A 15,279-nucleotide genomic window follows, 5' to 3' on the forward strand; every position below is an offset into this window, starting at 1 on the left:
CAGCAACCGCCATGAACGGTTTCATCGCATGTACGTCGAGCACACGGGTTTTCAGCCGCCCAACCAGCACGAATCCGTGGAAGCCTTCCAGAAGGCCGCACAGCACACGGCAGGGGACGAATGGCCCCGGCTCAACGCCGAAGCCCGTGACAAAATCGAAGTGACCGCAGGACATTCCGCAGGAAGGCGGGATGTGTCCGATGCCTACCTTGGCAGTTCCCGTTAGAAGAAGCCCCGCCATTTTCGGCGGGGCTTCCTTTTGGGCGTGAGGTTCCATGGAGGAGACACACCGCTCGGGCGCTGTGTCTCCTCCATGGAACCGTCCTTCCCTCCAGTCGGCTTGGGGCCGACTGGAGGGAAGGACTATCGCCAAATGAGGTCCGCTACCTGGGAACGAATTTCGACTTTGCCAGATGAGACATGTCCACCCCGTAGTCGAGATGAGCTATGACCTCCTCGAAGCACATGGAGGCCGGGAAACGTCCCCCATATCTTTCTGCTGACATCTTCTTGAGCTTGTGGCCAAAGGTCTGTTCGAACGGATCGTCCTGCATCTTCTTCTGCTTGAAGAAGTTGGAGAACGTGTGCCGTAAGCTGTGAAAATCCTTGACCCCTTCTGCTTCCTCAAGTTCGATGGTTTTTCTGAATTCACTGAACCTTTCGCCAAGCTTGTGGCCGTAGTTTTCTTTGATCTTGACGAGTTCGGGGAAGACCCGCAGATGCCCCTTTTCGGCCTGTTGTCGGACAAATTCCGGGAAGCGCAACGTTTCAACGAGGAAGGGATGAAGCGGGAGAAGGCGTTTGGCGCTTGGGTTTTTCAGCTTCTTGTTGGCGAACCCATGAACATTCCTTTTCTTGTTGACATCCAGCACCCACAGCCCTTCTTCCTGACGGACATCTTCAACGTGGAGTTGGCACACCTCTTCACGCCGTGCGCCCGTGAAAAGGGAAAGAATGGGGCACCAGAAGTCGGACGGATGCAGGAATGTGTCTTCAACATATTGAGGCGAGTTGAAGATGTTTTTCAAGTCCTTGGTCGTGTACGGGGAGCGGTGTTCCGTTTCTGGCTTTTCTTCTTTTATCTTCAGACGGTGAGCTGGGTTGGCGGGAATAAGCTGCTCATCCTCGCACCATGTCAAAAATGATGAAATGTTGGTCAGATTGTTATTCACGGTGCTGACGGCAATCGTCTTGTCCGGTTCAAGGGCAACCATTTCTTCAATGGTTAGCTCTTTGAAGCGTTTGCTGTTTCGGAATCGGGGGAGCTGGAGCAGGGTATCCCGTACATGGCGCACAGATTGCCGGTCCACTTCGTCCACCGGAATGTCGCCGAGGATGTCGGTCAGGCTGTTGAGCGTGGACAGGATGTCATCGGCACTGCCCTCACTCCAGCGTTTGGCGGCGATCCTGTCCGCCTTGTAGCGTTTCAGGGCCTCGGTAAGCACGATTTGGGACTTGGTTTCCTGTGCAGGCTGTGGAGCCGCTGGTTCAGGCAGCAGAATGGTGTTTTCAAAGGCATAGTCGCCTTCGGCGCGATGGCTGATAATCCGGTAGTAGGCGATGAGGGCTTTCGTGAATTCGTGGGCGAACTCATCCGTCAGGTCAAAGGATTGGGGCGGCCCGAAAACGCCTCCCTCGGAGGCGAGAACCATGTATTCCCGCATGGTGTCATAGTCGCGGGAGACCAGGAGCCCTTTCAGGTGGTCGATGAGTTCTTCCGTCTTTCCCGGCACGTATTGCAGAATCGGATTGGGCGGGGTCAGGTTGTTGATGGATATCTGTTCATTCTCCTTGAGGAAACGCTCAAGGAAATCCCGCAGAAACAGCTTGATGCGGTCAAAATCATCCATGGGTAGCTCACCGTCTTGTATCCTGGTCAGGACTTGTTTCACGCAGGAGGCCAGTATTCTGGCCTTCGGCCTTGCTTCGGCCAGGTATCCCGTGCGCAGGGACATCCTGATCTCGGAGCGGCCCAGCGAGTGGCGCAGGGCGCTCGGAACAACGTGACGAAAGTAGTAGGTCGTGCCTTTCAAGTAAAGGTGATTCGGGGAGCGAGCGATTCGCGGCATGTGACGTCTCCGGCGACAGACGATTCCGGGTGCTTTGACCCACCACTTTGACCCCTTGGGGTCAAATCACGCCGAAAGAAGACGATCGTGCAAGTTGCCGGATAAAAAAGAAAAAGGGTTGCGGCCTGTTAGCCGCAACCCTTGATCATTCTGGTGCCGAAGAGAAGACTCGAACTTCCACGGGGGAACCCCCACTAGACCCTGAACCTAGCGTGTCTACCAATTCCACCACTTCGGCACGTTCAGAGGAAGGTAGGAATAGCCGCAGCCGGGTTCCATGTCAACAGGTGAGTGCATTCATTTGTGCCGATGGGGCGGCGCAAGGCTGTGGTTGCTGGTATCTCTTTGAATTGGATAGATATATTAGTTCATCAGATGGCGGCGTACGCCCGAAGAGGCAGGGGAGGGGGAGAAAAAAGGAACCCCGGAGCATGTCCGGGGTTCCGGTGGGATCGTGGCGCGCCCGAGAGGATTCGAACCTCTGACCTACGGATTCGTAGTCCGGCACTCTATCCAGCTGAGCTACGGGCGCGCAAAGGAAGACCTGTTTATGCTCAAGCCCGGCGTGAGGTCAAGCGATTTTTTAGGAATTGTCGAATTTGGTCTCGTATTTGTCCTCAAAGCCCTGGAGGAGGGTGGCGCTGCGGGCCTGGATGCGAATCAGTTCGGTGTCGGGGTGGAGGGCGAAGTCCTGGATGTATGGGTATTTCATGATGAATCGCTTGACGATGGCGTCAATGGTCTGCCCCTTGCGCAGGGGAACATGGACACCGTGGATGGTCAGGGCCAGGGCCGAGTCGGGCGAGTTGGGCAGATGGGTGGTGCGGTTATCGATGAGCAGGCTGACGTGGGCGCATTTGCGCAGGTTGCGGCTTTTGCGCGACGCCTTGCGCGTCAGGAAAAAGAATTTCATGGACGCATGGTCCAGGAGATAGGTCATGAGGGATGTGTGGGGCTCCAGACCATCGGAGGTGGCCAGTACGCACAGCTCCTGGCCGAGTATCAGTTGGTCGATGATTTGCTTTTTGTCCTTGCTCATGGAAAAGCTGTAGGGCAGTCCATGTCGGACCGCCATTATAAAACCGTGTGGCCGGAGCTTTTTCTCCAGCCAGAGGAGACATCGTGCCCGCACTCGATCATGCCATACGCGCCGCCGAGAACCTGCTGAACGGTCTCTTCGACATGGCGGAGCCCGCACAGGTCCGAGTGGCCTGGACAGGGGGCAAGGACTCGACCGTGGCCCTGTTTCTCTGGCGGGCCGTTCTGAACCATCATGGCTTGGGGCCTGTCCGGGCCATCTCCGTTGATACCGGCTGCAAATTCCCGGAAATCATCGCTTTTCGCGACACGGTGGCGCAGGAGTGGGGGGTGGATCTCCACGTGGCCCGGCCCGGGAAGGCGGCGTCGGACATTGCGTTTGCCAGCGATGTGATCGCTTGCTGCCGCGCTCTCAAGATCGAGCCGTTGACCCGAGCCCTGCGCGAGACCGGCACGACGCATCTCGTAAGCGGAATCCGCCGCGACGAGCATCCTGACAGGGCGGGGCGCATCCCCCTTGAGCTGCGATCGGCACCGCCCCATGTCATGGTCAATCCGCTGCTCGACTGGTCAGAAATCGACATCTGGGCCTTTCACGCCCAGTTCGGACTGCCCCATTGTCCGCTCTACGATCGGGGATACCGCTCGCTGGGCTGTCGTCCCTGCACGGCTGCGCCGGGCACGGGCCAGGGCGAGCGGGGAGGGCGCGAACAGGCCAAGGAGCGAGCCATGCGCACCCTCACCGGCCTTGGATATTTTTGATGAGCATTCAGATTTTTCTGTTCACACCGAGCGGGAGATAGTCCCGTCCAGAGCCTGGAGCCAATGGCTCCAGATGCCCGTCCCCCCTTGGGCTTCGGCTGCGTCAGCAAAATTGTAAATATCGGTTTTTGCAAGAAAAAAAGTCGGTTGGATAGGGCTTCTCGGAGGCGGTTTTCGTCGAAGGGGCCTTGACCAATCACTTCTCTTCACCTAATACCCCTTGGTTACTAGGCTAAGGGTTTGGTGCATTCGTAGCCGAAAACGGTTGGAGGTGAACTGTTTTCCGGCGACCGGTGTACTCGTGTCACTCTTCTGAAACGAGGTCATCATGTCGAATCTGCTCTTTCTTTTGATTCTCCTTCCCGCAGTGGCAGCTGCGGTCTGCTACTTCGTACGGTCAAGCGCCGTGCGGACGCTGACCGTGCTGGCCACCGGCGCGGTCCTAACGGCCGCGTCGCTGGCGCTGCTCGGGCAGGAGACTTCTGTGCCGTTGACCGTGGGGTCGGTCCTCGGCATTCCCAGCGATTTCCTGATTGCGGTCCTGGATTTCGCTCTCCTGGGTGTCATTTTCATGTATGGTGTGAAGCACAAGAGTCTGTTGATTCAGGGCTTCACCCTGGCCCAGGCCGTGCTTCTCGCCTGGTTTGAACTGTTCATGGTCAAGTCCGCCGAGGTTCCGGCCTTCGCTGGCGACCAGATCTCCGTGATCATGGTCCTGGTGGTGTCGATCATCGGTTCCCTGATCTGCATCTTCGCCATTCCCTATATGAAGGAGCACGAGGAGCATCTGCACCTGAAGAAATCGCGCCAGCCGCAGTTCTTCTTCTTCATGCTGCTTTTCCTGGGCGCCATGAACGGTCTGGTGCTCGCCAACAACATCCTGTGGCTCTACTTCTTCTTCGAGGTGACCACCCTGTGTTCCTTCATGCTCATCGGACATGACCGCACCGAGATCGCCATCAAGAACTCGGTCCGGGCCCTGTGGATGAACTCCCTTGGGGGCCTGGCCTTCGTGGTCGGCATGATGCTCGTCTACTCCAAGGTGGGCACCCTCGACATTTCGGCCATCCTGGCAGGCGGTCCCCAGGGGGCGCTGATGGTCACCGGAGTCGGTTTCCTGTGCCTGGCCGGGTTCACCAAGGCGGCCCAGGTTCCGTTCCAGAGCTGGCTTTTGGGCGCCATGGTCGCGCCCACCCCGGTATCGGCCCTGCTGCACTCCTCAACCATGGTCAAGGCGGGCGTGTATGTCGTGCTGCGCTTTGCCCCGGCCTTTGAGGGCACGCTGCTCTCCGACGGCGTGGCCGTGTGCGGTGCCTTCACCTTCCTTGCCTGCGCCGCCCTGTGCATCGGCCAATCCAACGGCAAGAAGATCCTGGCCTACTCCACCGTCTCGAATCTGGGACTGATCATTTGCTGCGCGGGGCTCAACACTCCGCTGGCCATCACCGCGGCCGTGCTGCTCATCCTCTTCCACGCCATCTCCAAGTCGCTGCTCTTCCTGTGCGTCGGCGCCATCGAGCAGGCCATCGGCTCGCGTGACATCGAGGATATGCGCGGTCTGTACGCCAAGTTCCCCCGTACAGCGACCATCACCATCATTGGCATCCTGACCATGCTCCTGCCGCCCTTTGGCGTGCTCATGGGCAAGTGGATGGCCCTGGAGGCCGCGGCCGCCAACATCTACGTCATCATCATGCTGGCCATGGGCTCGGCCCTGACCATGGTGTATTGGGCGCGTTGGGGCGGTTTGCTCATGGCCACCCGCGAGGCGGAGGCTCCCCGCGAGAAGCAGGCCGGCCTCATCAGCCTGCCCCTCATGACTCTGTGCCTTGGCGCGGTGGTTCTGTCCCTGGCCTCGCCGTGGGTCTATAATTCCATGCTGGCTCCCATGTTCAATGCCCCGCCCTTTGCCGTGAGCTTCGGCTCCCTGGATGCGGCCACCGGCTCCTTTGCCGTGGTGCCGCTGTTCCTGGCCCTGGGCCTTGGCGCAATATACGCGGTCAAGGCGGCCAGCGGGTTCCGCAAGGTGAAGATCGTGGCTCCCTACGTTTCCGGCTCCAATGTCGGCGAGGACGGGACCTACATCGGACCCATGAACGGCCCGGTTCCGTTCGCGGCTGGTAACATGTATCTGGGCGAGATCTTCGCCGAAGGCAGGCTCACGCCCATCTTCAACGCGCTGGCGGTCGCCTTGATCGTGCTCATGCTGGGAGGGGCTCTCTAATGGATACGCTTATTCTCGTCATCATCGGCCTTGTGGCCGGTCCGGTCATCGGCGGTCTGGTCGCCGGTCTGGATCGCCGGGTGACCGCCTGGTTCCAGTCCCGCCAGGGTCCGCCGATCATGCAGGCCTTCTACGACGTAGCCAAGCTGCTCGGCAAAGAGAAAATGGTCGTCAACCAGTGGCAGATCCTTTGCGCCTGGGTGTACCTCATTGCCGCCGCCGTGTCGGTGGCGCTCTTCTTCGCCCAGGGCGACCTGTTGGTGATCTTCTTTGTCCAGGCCGTGGGAGCGGTTTTCCTGGTGATGGGCGCCATGTCCGCCAAGTCTCCGTACTCCCAGGTGGGCGCACAGCGCGAGCTGATGCAGATTCTGGCCTATGAGCCGGTGCTCATCCTCGTGTTCGTGGGCATCTATCTGGTCACGGGCAGCTTCTCCATCAGCTCCGTGTGGGAGCTTGAGCAGCCCCTGCTGGCCAAGATGCCGCTCCTGTACCTGGCTCTGGGCTATGCCCTGACCATCAAGCTGCGCAAGTCGCCCTTCGACTTCTCCACCTCCCATCACGGTCATCAGGAGCTGGTCAAGGGTGTGCTCACAGAGTACTCCGGGCCGTATCTGGCCCTGGTCGAAATCGCCCACTGGTACGAGACCGTGCTGGTGCTCGGCCTGTGCGCCCTGTTCTGGTCCACCAACGTCTTCTGGATGGCGGCGCTGCTGATAGGCACCTACGCCCTGGAAATTCTTGTGGACAACACCATGGCCCGCATGACCTGGCGCTGGATGCTCAAGCGCGTCTGGCTGCTGGGCATGGGCATGTCCGTCGTTAACCTCATCTGGCTGTACGCGGGGTAAGTCATGTTCGGTTCATTCATCAAGAAATCTCGCGCCAAGTCCCCGTGGATCATGCACTTTGACTGCGGTAGCTGCAACGGCTGCGATATCGAGGTTCTGGCCTGCCTGACGCCCCTTTACGACGTGGAGCGGTTCGGCATCATCAATGTGGGCAACCCCAAGCACGCCGATGTGCTGCTGGTGACCGGCACGGTCAACCACCGCAACAAGAAGGTGCTCAAGAACATCTACGACCAGATGCCCGAGCCCAAGGCCGTTATCGCCATCGGCGCTTGCGGCAACACAGGCGGCGTGTTCCGCGACGCCTACAACGTGGTCGGCGGCGTCGATAAGGTCATCCCTGTGGATGTCTATGTCCCCGGTTGTCCGGCCAAGCCCGAGGCCATCATCGACGGCGTTGTCGTCGGCCTTGGCAAGTTCGCTCAAAAAGTGGAAGAAGCCGAGTAGGCTCTCCGCAAGAGGTGATATATCGTGAAAGATAAAGTGATTAACGTGACCCGCGACACCGTTGTCGGCGAGGTCATGAAAATGAAGAACGACGGCTACAGGCTGGTCACGTTCTCCACCTACCAGGTGGACGAGGACGGGTTGGGCATCCTGTATCATTTCGACAAGAACCTCGAGACCATCCATCTGCGGCTGACGGTCAAGCGCAAGGATTCCATCCCGAGCGTCTCCGGCGTCTACTTCGCCGCGCTGCTGGTGGAGAACGAAATCCGTGACCAGTGGGACGTCAAGTTCGACGGGCTGGTCCTTGACTTCAACCGCACGCTCTATCTTGACCCGGAGGTGACCCAGGTTCCCCTGGTCTCCAACGTCAAGATCGCGCCCAAGCAATAAGGGAGGCTGACATGGCTACTACCGTTATTCCCTTCGGCCCGCAGCATCCCGTCCTGCCCGAACCCGTTCATCTGACCCTCAAGGTCGAGGACGAGATCGTCAAGGAGGCCATCCCGGCCCTGGGCTACGTGCACCGCGGTCTGGAAAAGCTGGCCGACATCCGCGACTATCACCAGATGATCCAGGTGTGCGAGCGCGTCTGCGGCATCTGCTCCATGATCCATGCGGTCTGTTACTCGCAGGGCATTGAGGAGTTGATGGAGGTCGAGGTGCCCAAACGCGCCGAGATGCTGCGTGTCATCTGGTCCGAACTGCACCGCTCCCATTCCCACCTGCTGTGGCTTGGGCTCTTTGCCGACGCTTTCGGTTTCGAGTCCCTGTTCATGCAGTTCTGGAAGGTCCGTGAGCGGATCATGGACATCAACGAGGCCACCACCGGCAGCCGCGTCATCGTGTCCGTGAACGTCATCGGCGGCGTGCGCGCCGATCTCTCACCCGATCAGATCCGCTGGATTCTCAGCGAGATCGACATCGTGGAAAAGGAAGTCCGCGCCCTGCAGGATACCATCATGAACGACTACACGGTCAAGGCCCGCACCGTGGGCGTTGGCGTGCTCTCCAAGGAGGATGCCTACCTTCTGGGCGCCGCAGGGCCCACCCTGCGCGGCTCTGGCGTGGCCCAGGACATGCGTATGCTCGGTTACGGCGGCTATGCGGAGCTCGATTTCGAACCCGTTGTCGAAACCTCGGGCGACTGCTGGGCGCGTTCCACCGTCCGTTTCCGTGAGACCCTGCAATCCATAGACCTCGTGAGGCAGGCCATCGCCAAGCTGCCCGAGGGCGAACTGGCCGCCAAGGTCAAGGGCAATCCGCCCGAGGGCGAGGTCTACACCCGGGTTGAACAGCCCCGAGGCGAGTGCGTCTATTACATCAAGGGCAACGGTACCAAGCACCTTGACCGGCTGCGCATCCGCACACCCACGTTTGCCAATATCCCGCCGCTGCTGGCCATGTTGCCCGGTTGCGAACTGGCCGACGTGCCGGTCATCGTCCTTTCCATCGACCCGTGCATCAGCTGCACCGAACGCTAAGGAGGGACTGAGATGCTGTTCACACCCACGGTCATCAAGAATCTGCTGAAGAAACCGGCCACACGCCTCTATCCCTTCACTGTGCGTGAGCCGTTCCCCAACTACCGGGGCGAGCTGTACATAGACATCGATGCCTGCATCTTCTGCGGCACCTGCGCCCGCAAGTGCCCCAGCCAGTGCATTGAGGTGGACAAGGAGCAGGGGCTCTGGACCTGCAACCCCCACGCCTGCGTCTACTGCGGCATCTGCCGCGATACCTGCCCGACCAAATGCCTGCACATGAAAGACGTGCATCGCAAGCCCATGACCGAGCGGATCATGATGGTCGAGAAGGGCGAGCCGCCCAAGAAGAAGAAACCGGCCGCAAAGCCCGAGGCCAAGGCCGAAGGCACAGAGGCCGCGGAGCCCAAGTCCGGGTCTGCGGCCGCCCCAGAGACGGCCAAGGCCGAAGCTCCGGCTGAAAAGGTCGAGGCCAAGAAGCCCGACGCCAAGAAGCCCGAGGCCAAGAAGAAATAGCGGCCACCCGCTGCAATGAAAAACGCCCCGGTCCCGACAGAGGCCGGGGCGTTTCCTGTTGTTTTGGGCAACGGATTCCCGGCGGGCATCTTGCGGAGAAATCGATTGTCCCGGCTTGAGGGGGGTGGTGTCTTTGCCTCGGGGCGTGGTGCGCTCCCTCTTGGCTTGCGCCGGGAAATGGCGTACCTTCCCTTTCCCTATGGAGAGAAAGCGAACCAGAACCGTGGATGTCGGAGGCGTGGGCATCGGGGGGGGCAACCCGGTCCGCGTCCAGTCCATGTGCAATACCGACACCCGCGACGTGCCGGGCACACTCGCCCAGATCGGCAGACTGGCCGAGGCCGGGTGCGAGATCGTGCGGCTGGCCGTGCCCGACGACAAGGCCGCCGCTGCGTTGTCTACCATCCGGGCCAAGTCGCCAGTACCCCTCATCGCGGACATCCATTTCGACCATCGGCTGGCCCTGGCCGCCATCAAGGCGGGCATGGACGGCCTGCGCATCAACCCCGGCAACATTGGCGACGAGGCCAAGGTGGATACCGTGGTCCGCGCAGCCCAGGAGCGGGGCGTGCCCATCCGTATCGGCGTCAACGGCGGCTCGCTGGAAAAGGACCTGCTTCACCGTCACGGCGGCCCCACGCCCCAGGCCATGGTCGAGTCCGGTCTGCGCCATGTGGCCATGCTGGAGCGCCGGAACTTCACCGACATCAAGATTTCGCTCAAGACCTCGTCGGTGCTGAACACCATCGCCGCTTATCGGCTCATGGCAGAGCGGGTGGACTATCCGCTGCACATCGGCGTCACCGAGGCCGGAACCCTGGTGCGCGGCACGGTCAAATCCTCTGTGGGCCTGGGCATCCTGCTCTGGGAAGGCATCGGTGATACCCTGCGCGTGTCCCTGACCCATGATCCTGTAGCCGAGATCGGCGTGGCCTACGAGATACTGCGCTCCCTGGGCCTGCGCCATCGTGGCCCGGAGATCATCGCCTGCCCCACCTGCGGCCGCACCGAGATCGACCTCATCACCCTGGCCGAGCAGGTGGAGGAAGCCCTGCGCGGCGTGGAGGAGGTCTTCACCGTGGCGGTCATGGGCTGCGCGGTCAACGGTCCGGGCGAGGCCCGCGAGGCGGACATCGGCATCGCGGGCGGACGCGGCCTGGGCATCATTTTTCGCAAGGGCGAGGTGGTGCGCAAGGTCCGCGGCGATAACCGCCTGTTGCCGGAATTCATGAAGGAAATCGAAGCGTTTTTACGCGAAAGGAGATCGTGATATATGCGTCTTTCCCGTTACTACATTCCGACCCTCAAGGAAGATCCGGCCGATGCCGAGGTCGTGTCCCACAAGCTGTTGATGCGTGCGGGCATGGTCCGCAAGCTGACCAGCGGCATCTACAACTACCTGCCCCTTGGTCTGCGCGCCATCAACAAGGTGGCCGGTATCGTGCGCGAGGAGATGGACCGGGCCGGAGCCATGGAAGTGTCCATGCCCATGGTCCAGCCCGCCGACCTCTGGCAGGAGACCGGACGCTGGGACTACTACGGCAAGGAACTCCTGCGTCTCAAGGACCGTCACGGCCGTGACTACTGCCTCGGACCCACCCACGAGGAGGTCATCACCGACTTGGTGCGCGGGGAGATCAAGTCCTACAAGCAGTTGCCGATCAATCTCTATCAGATTCAGACCAAGTTTCGCGACGAGATCCGCCCCCGCTTCGGCTTGATGCGCGGCCGCGAGTTCATCATGAAGGACGCCTACTCCTTTGACCGCGACGAGTCCGGGGCCGAAGCCTCCTATTGGGCCATGTTCGAGGCGTACAAGGCCGCTTTTTCGCGCATCGGGCTGCGGTTCAAGCCGGTCCAGGCCGATTCCGGGGCCATCGGCGGCGACTTTTCCCACGAGTTCATGGTCCTGGCAGAGACCGGGGAGGACACCATTGCCTCCTGCAAATCCTGCCAGTTCGGGGCCAACCTGGAAAAAGCCAAGGTGGCCGCGCCCGTCAGCGAATGCCTCTGCGACGCCCCGTGTCCGCCCATCGAACAGGTGGACACGCCCGGCCAGCACACCGTGGACGAGGTCTGCGCCTTTCTTGGCATCACGTCCGACAAGCTGATCAAGACCCTGCTCTTTGTGGTGGACGGCAACCCCGTGGCCGCCCTGGTGCGCGGCGACCGCGAACTCAACGATGTCAAGCTGCGCAACCTCGTGGGCGGCAACGAGATCGAAATGGCTGACGAGGCCTTGGTGCGCAAGCTCACAGGAGCGCCAGTGGGCTTTGCCGGACCCGTCGGGCTGGCCGAGGGTGTGCCCGTCTACGCCGACGCCGAGTTGTGCCTCGCCACCGACTGGGTGGCCGGGGCCAATGCTGCCGATACCCACATCCGCCACCTCTCCCTTGGCCGCGACTGCGCCATCGAGAAGTTCGCTGACCTGCGCGTCATCGAACCCACTGATCCCTGTCCCGAGTGCGGCAGCGCAATCGAGTTCACCAAGGGCATAGAAGTGGGGCACGTCTTCAAGCTCGGACTCAAGTATTCCAAAAAGATGGAAGCCACCTTTCTCGACGAAAACGGCAAGTCCCAGTACATGGTCATGGGCTGTTACGGCATCGGCGTCTCACGCATCGTGGCCTCGGCCATCGAGCAGAATCACGACGATGCGGGCTGCTGCTTCCCGCCCTCCATCGCCCCATTCGAGGCCGTGCTCATCTCCCTGGGCGGCAAGGACGAGGCCGTGAATGTCAAGGCCGACGAACTCTACCGCGAACTCCTCGCCCTGGGCGTGGACGCCTGCTTTGACGATCGCCAGGAGCGTCCGGGTGTCAAGTTTGCCGAGGCAGACCTCATCGGCTACCCCATGCAGCTCGTTCTGGGCGGCAAGGGACTGGCAAACGGCATCGTCGAAGCCAAGGACCGCAAGACCGGCGAAAAGACCGAGCTGCCCATCGACGGCTTCACTCAGGCCTTTACCGCCTGGCGCAAGGAAATCTGGAACCGCTGGGGACTTGAGGCGTAGGGGAGGCATGCCTCCGGCGGCCAGCAGGGCCGGATTGCCTCCGGCGGCCAGCCGGGCTGGATTGCCTCCGGCGGCCAGCCGGGCTGGATTGCCTCCGGCGGCCAGGGCGCTGCCCTGGACCCGCCAGGGGCCTTAGGCCCCTGGACCCCAGGCGAGCCTGCGGCGCTGAGTGTCGGCCAGCCTGCCCTTCGGGACAGGCTGGCCGACGGGTGTTTTTGGGGAGGGGATTGGCGGTTGTGCGGGGGCGGGGCGGGATGGTATATGCACGCACTGACCTGACGGTGCTTTCGGGGCAGGAGCTGTTCGGGGGAGTGCTGAGAGGGCTGGAGTTGGAGGCAGTCATTTGTCCGTCATCTTTACCGTTTCCGAGCTGACGCGCTCGGTCAAGGATCTGCTGGAGGCGGAGTTTCCCTTTGTCTGGGTGCGCGGGCAGGTGACGAACCTGGCGCGGCCGGTCAGCGGGCATCTGTACTTTACTCTTACTGACGGTGACGCGGCCTTGTCCGTGGTCTGGTTCAAGTCGGCCCAGCAGTCGGCCGAGCCGGTGGAGCGTGAGGGCGAGCGGTTCAACCCCCTGACCGGCGAGGTGGAGGAGGCCGGGGCACACGCCCTGGCCGGGGAGGCGCTGGAGAACGGTCAGGAGGTGCTCTGCGCCGGACGGCTCAACGTGTATGAGCCGCGTGGTCAGTATCAACTGGTGGCTGAACTGGTCCAGGCGCAGGGGGTGGGCGATCTGGCCATGGCCTTTGAGGCCCTCAAGCGCAAGCTGGCGGACAAGGGATATTTCGACGAGGACCGCAAGCTGGCCCTGCCGTGCAATCCGGCCCGGGTGGCGGTGATCACCTCGCCCTCGGGCGCGGCCATACGGGATTTTTTGCGCATCGCGGGCGAACGGGGCACTGGCGGCGAGATCCGTATCCATCCGGCTCTGGTGCAGGGCGACCGGGCTCCCGGTCAGATCGCCGCGGCCCTTGATCTGGTAGACGCCGAGGGGTGGGCTGAGGTGGCCGTGCTCATCCGGGGCGGCGGTTCGCTGGAAGACCTGTGGGCCTTCAATACCGAGGAGGTGGCCGATGCCATCCACCGGGCGCGGCTGCCCGTGCTTACGGGGGTGGGCCACGAGCCGGATGTGACCATTGCCGATTTTGTGGCTGACAAGCGGGCCGCCACGCCGAGCCACGCGGCTCAGGAGTTGTGGCCCCGGCGTGAGACCCTGGCGCAGCAGGTGGACACTCTGGAGCTGGCTTTGGGCAGGGCCTATGCCGTCTGGTTGCGCGGCAGGGAGGAGTCCTTCCGCCAGTTGCGTCGTGCCTTGGTCTGGCTATCCCCGGTCCAGCGGCTCGGACGCCTGGAGGACCGTCACCGTGCCCTGCTGCCCCGGCTCCAGGCGGCCGGGCGTGGCCTTTGGCGCGGACGCGGACGGCAACTGGCCGCGGCTGTGGACAGGCTCGATCGGGCCTTTGGCCCGTTTCGGGTGGAACAGGCGAGAGGGGAAATGGCGGCATTGTGTCGCCGCATGGATAGGGCGGTGCTGGCTCTGCATCAAGGGCGGGAGCGCGATCTGGCGATGCTTTGCGCCGCGTTGCGCGGGCTTGATCCCGAGGCGCCCCTTGAGCGAGGGTACGCCTTGGTGCGGATTGGGCGCACCGGACAATTTCTGCGCGGCCCGAAAGAGGTGACGCCGGGCGAGTCGCTTGATATCAGAGTCCGGGATGGCCGTGTCGCGGCCGTTGTTGCCGAGACTCGGACAGAAACACGGGAGAAGGAATGAAACGGTTTGCATTCTGGGTTTTTCTGATAACGATGTTGTGTTTGTCCATGGTACCTCTTTCGGTTCCTGCCCAGGGGTTCGGGCTGGAGGAAGGGGACGGCGTTCCCATGGATTCCTCTGCCGTGGCCCAGTCGGTTCAGGCTGAAAGCCCCACCCCCGGATCGGCACTGGTGCTGGCAGCTCCCGGTCAGGCCGGAGTGGGTCAGCCGTTTCTGGTGCGCCTGACCTCGGATCAGCCCCTTGATAGCGTTTCCGTCCACTGGCAGGGCAAGGAAGTGGTACCGACCATTTCGGTGTGGAACGACCGGCATGTGGCCCTGGCCATGCTCGGAACCGACGTTCTCAATGCCAAGACGGGCAAGGAGGAGCTGGTGGTCATCGCTTCCATTGACGGCAAGGAGAGCACCCTGCGGCGATCCCTTCAGCTGGTGCCGGTGGAGTATCCACGGCAGGAACTGACCCTGCCCGAGAAGATGGTCACTCCGCCCGCAGAGGTTCTTGAACGCATCAGGGCTGAACGCGAAGTGACGAGGGCGGCCCTGGAAACCGTGTCGCCAGTGCGTATGTGGCGGTTGCCGCTGGAGCGCCCGGTTGGGGGCGAAGAGTCAAGCCCTTACGGGGCGCAGCGCATCCTTAACGGCAAGCCGAAGAATCCGCATCGGGGACTCGACTTCCGCTCGCCCATGAACAATCCCATCAAGTGCGTGGCCGACGGCGTGGTCATCCTGGTGGGTGACTTCTACTACGCGGGAAAATCCATCTATGTGGATCACGGCAATGGCGTCATATCCTTGTATTTCCACCTTGAAAAGCCCATGGTCAAGGAAGGCGACACCGTGCAGCGCGGGCAGGTCATCGGCCTCACCGGCATGACCGGCCGCTCCACAGGACCTCATCTGCATTTGTCGATTTCTGTTTTGGGACGATTGGTGGACCCTGCGCCGTTATTGAAATACACAGTTGATGATATGCTGAATTAATCCGATGAGAAATCCCCCAGCTTTGCTGGGGGACCAGTAAAGTTTGACTTTTGCGGGAATAGTTTAAAGCCTCCCCTGGTGAGCTGCTCAGAGTGAGCACAGGAGAGGCTTTAATGAAGTGCAATTC

The 15,279-nt window shown here is 61.4% G+C and carries 14 protein-coding genes, 2 tRNA genes and 2 pseudogenes; 13 read left to right on the forward strand and 5 right to left on the reverse strand.

Going from position 1 to position 15,279, the window contains the following annotated elements; all coding sequences use genetic code 11:
* Nucleotides 1-226 (forward strand): annotated as a pseudogene (locus GKC30_RS14600) (hypothetical protein); the annotation flags it as partial.
* Nucleotides 227-383: 157 nt separating this feature from the next.
* Here the strand turns inward: GKC30_RS14600 and GKC30_RS14605 are convergent.
* Nucleotides 384-1,664: a site-specific integrase gene (locus GKC30_RS14605; RefSeq protein WP_196772916.1), complete on the reverse strand. Its 1,281-nt coding sequence runs from the start codon at nt 1,662-1,664 to the stop codon at nt 384-386.
* A gap of 36 nt (nt 1,665-1,700) precedes the next feature.
* On the opposite strand from GKC30_RS14605, the gene GKC30_RS14930 reads away from it, so the two are divergent.
* Nucleotides 1,701-1,856 (forward strand): hypothetical protein, encoded by a 156-nt coding sequence (locus tag GKC30_RS14930; RefSeq protein ID WP_196772917.1) that lies wholly within the window; start codon nt 1,701-1,703, stop codon nt 1,854-1,856.
* Nucleotides 1,857-1,880: 24 nt separating this feature from the next.
* Here GKC30_RS14930 and GKC30_RS15245 read toward each other — a convergent pair.
* From GKC30_RS15245 to GKC30_RS14620, 4 genes and pseudogenes are all read right to left on the reverse strand, one after another.
* Nucleotides 1,881-2,069 (reverse strand): annotated as a pseudogene (locus GKC30_RS15245) (DUF6538 domain-containing protein); the annotation flags it as partial.
* A gap of 151 nt (nt 2,070-2,220) precedes the next feature.
* Nucleotides 2,221-2,307 (reverse strand) — tRNA-Leu (locus tag GKC30_RS14610).
* 217 nt (nt 2,308-2,524) lie between these two features.
* Nucleotides 2,525-2,601, reverse strand: a tRNA-Arg gene (locus GKC30_RS14615).
* Between the two features lie 51 nt (nt 2,602-2,652).
* Nucleotides 2,653-3,108: a pyridoxamine 5'-phosphate oxidase family protein gene (locus GKC30_RS14620; protein WP_155935715.1), complete on the reverse strand. Its 456-nt coding sequence runs from the start codon at nt 3,106-3,108 to the stop codon at nt 2,653-2,655.
* A gap of 83 nt (nt 3,109-3,191) precedes the next feature.
* Here GKC30_RS14620 and GKC30_RS14625 point away from each other — a divergent pair, with 83 nt between their 5' ends.
* From GKC30_RS14625 to GKC30_RS14675, 11 genes are all read left to right on the forward strand, one after another.
* Complete coding sequence (locus GKC30_RS14625; RefSeq protein ID WP_367614160.1) at nt 3,192-3,869, forward strand: phosphoadenosine phosphosulfate reductase family protein; 678 nt, start codon at nt 3,192-3,194, stop codon at nt 3,867-3,869.
* Between the two features lie 328 nt (nt 3,870-4,197).
* Complete coding sequence (locus tag GKC30_RS14630; RefSeq protein WP_155935716.1) at nt 4,198-6,093, forward strand: NADH-quinone oxidoreductase subunit 5 family protein; 1,896 nt, start codon at nt 4,198-4,200, stop codon at nt 6,091-6,093.
* Entirely contained in the window at nt 6,093-6,941 is an 849-nt protein-coding gene (locus tag GKC30_RS14635) for a respiratory chain complex I subunit 1 family protein (protein ID WP_155935717.1), read from the forward strand. The genes GKC30_RS14630 and GKC30_RS14635 overlap by 1 nt, the downstream gene beginning before the upstream one ends.
* Nucleotides 6,942-6,944: 3 nt before the next feature.
* Nucleotides 6,945-7,388, forward strand: a complete 444-nt coding sequence (locus GKC30_RS14640; RefSeq protein ID WP_155935718.1) for an NADH-quinone oxidoreductase subunit B family protein — start codon at nt 6,945-6,947, stop codon at nt 7,386-7,388.
* A 24-nt stretch (nt 7,389-7,412) separates the two neighbouring features.
* On the forward strand, nt 7,413-7,781 hold the full coding sequence (locus GKC30_RS14645) for an NADH-quinone oxidoreductase subunit C (RefSeq protein ID WP_367614161.1): 369 nt from the start codon (nt 7,413-7,415) through the stop codon (nt 7,779-7,781).
* An 11-nt stretch (nt 7,782-7,792) separates the two neighbouring features.
* On the forward strand, nt 7,793-8,872 hold the full coding sequence (locus GKC30_RS14650) for a hydrogenase large subunit (RefSeq protein ID WP_155935719.1): 1,080 nt from the start codon (nt 7,793-7,795) through the stop codon (nt 8,870-8,872).
* A gap of 12 nt (nt 8,873-8,884) precedes the next feature.
* On the forward strand, nt 8,885-9,388 hold the full coding sequence (locus GKC30_RS15170; RefSeq protein ID WP_155935720.1) for a 4Fe-4S binding protein: 504 nt from the start codon (nt 8,885-8,887) through the stop codon (nt 9,386-9,388).
* A gap of 199 nt (nt 9,389-9,587) precedes the next feature.
* Nucleotides 9,588-10,658 (forward strand): flavodoxin-dependent (E)-4-hydroxy-3-methylbut-2-enyl-diphosphate synthase, encoded by a 1,071-nt coding sequence (gene ispG, locus GKC30_RS14660; protein WP_155935721.1) that lies wholly within the window; start codon nt 9,588-9,590, stop codon nt 10,656-10,658.
* Between the two features lie 3 nt (nt 10,659-10,661).
* Nucleotides 10,662-12,401, forward strand: coding sequence for a proline--tRNA ligase (locus GKC30_RS14665; protein ID WP_155935722.1), 1,740 nt, complete (start codon nt 10,662-10,664; stop codon nt 12,399-12,401).
* Between the two features lie 343 nt (nt 12,402-12,744).
* Complete coding sequence (xseA, locus tag GKC30_RS14670; protein ID WP_155935723.1) at nt 12,745-14,172, forward strand: exodeoxyribonuclease VII large subunit; 1,428 nt, start codon at nt 12,745-12,747, stop codon at nt 14,170-14,172.
* A gap of 47 nt (nt 14,173-14,219) precedes the next feature.
* Nucleotides 14,220-15,152 (forward strand): M23 family metallopeptidase, encoded by a 933-nt coding sequence (locus GKC30_RS14675; RefSeq protein ID WP_231117214.1) that lies wholly within the window; start codon nt 14,220-14,222, stop codon nt 15,150-15,152.
* The last annotated feature ends 127 nt before the right edge of the window (nt 15,153-15,279 follow it).

Origin of the sequence: Pseudodesulfovibrio alkaliphilus (assembly GCF_009729555.1) — a bacterium.
Classification (GTDB): domain Bacteria; phylum Desulfobacterota; class Desulfovibrionia; order Desulfovibrionales; family Desulfovibrionaceae; genus Pseudodesulfovibrio; species Pseudodesulfovibrio alkaliphilus.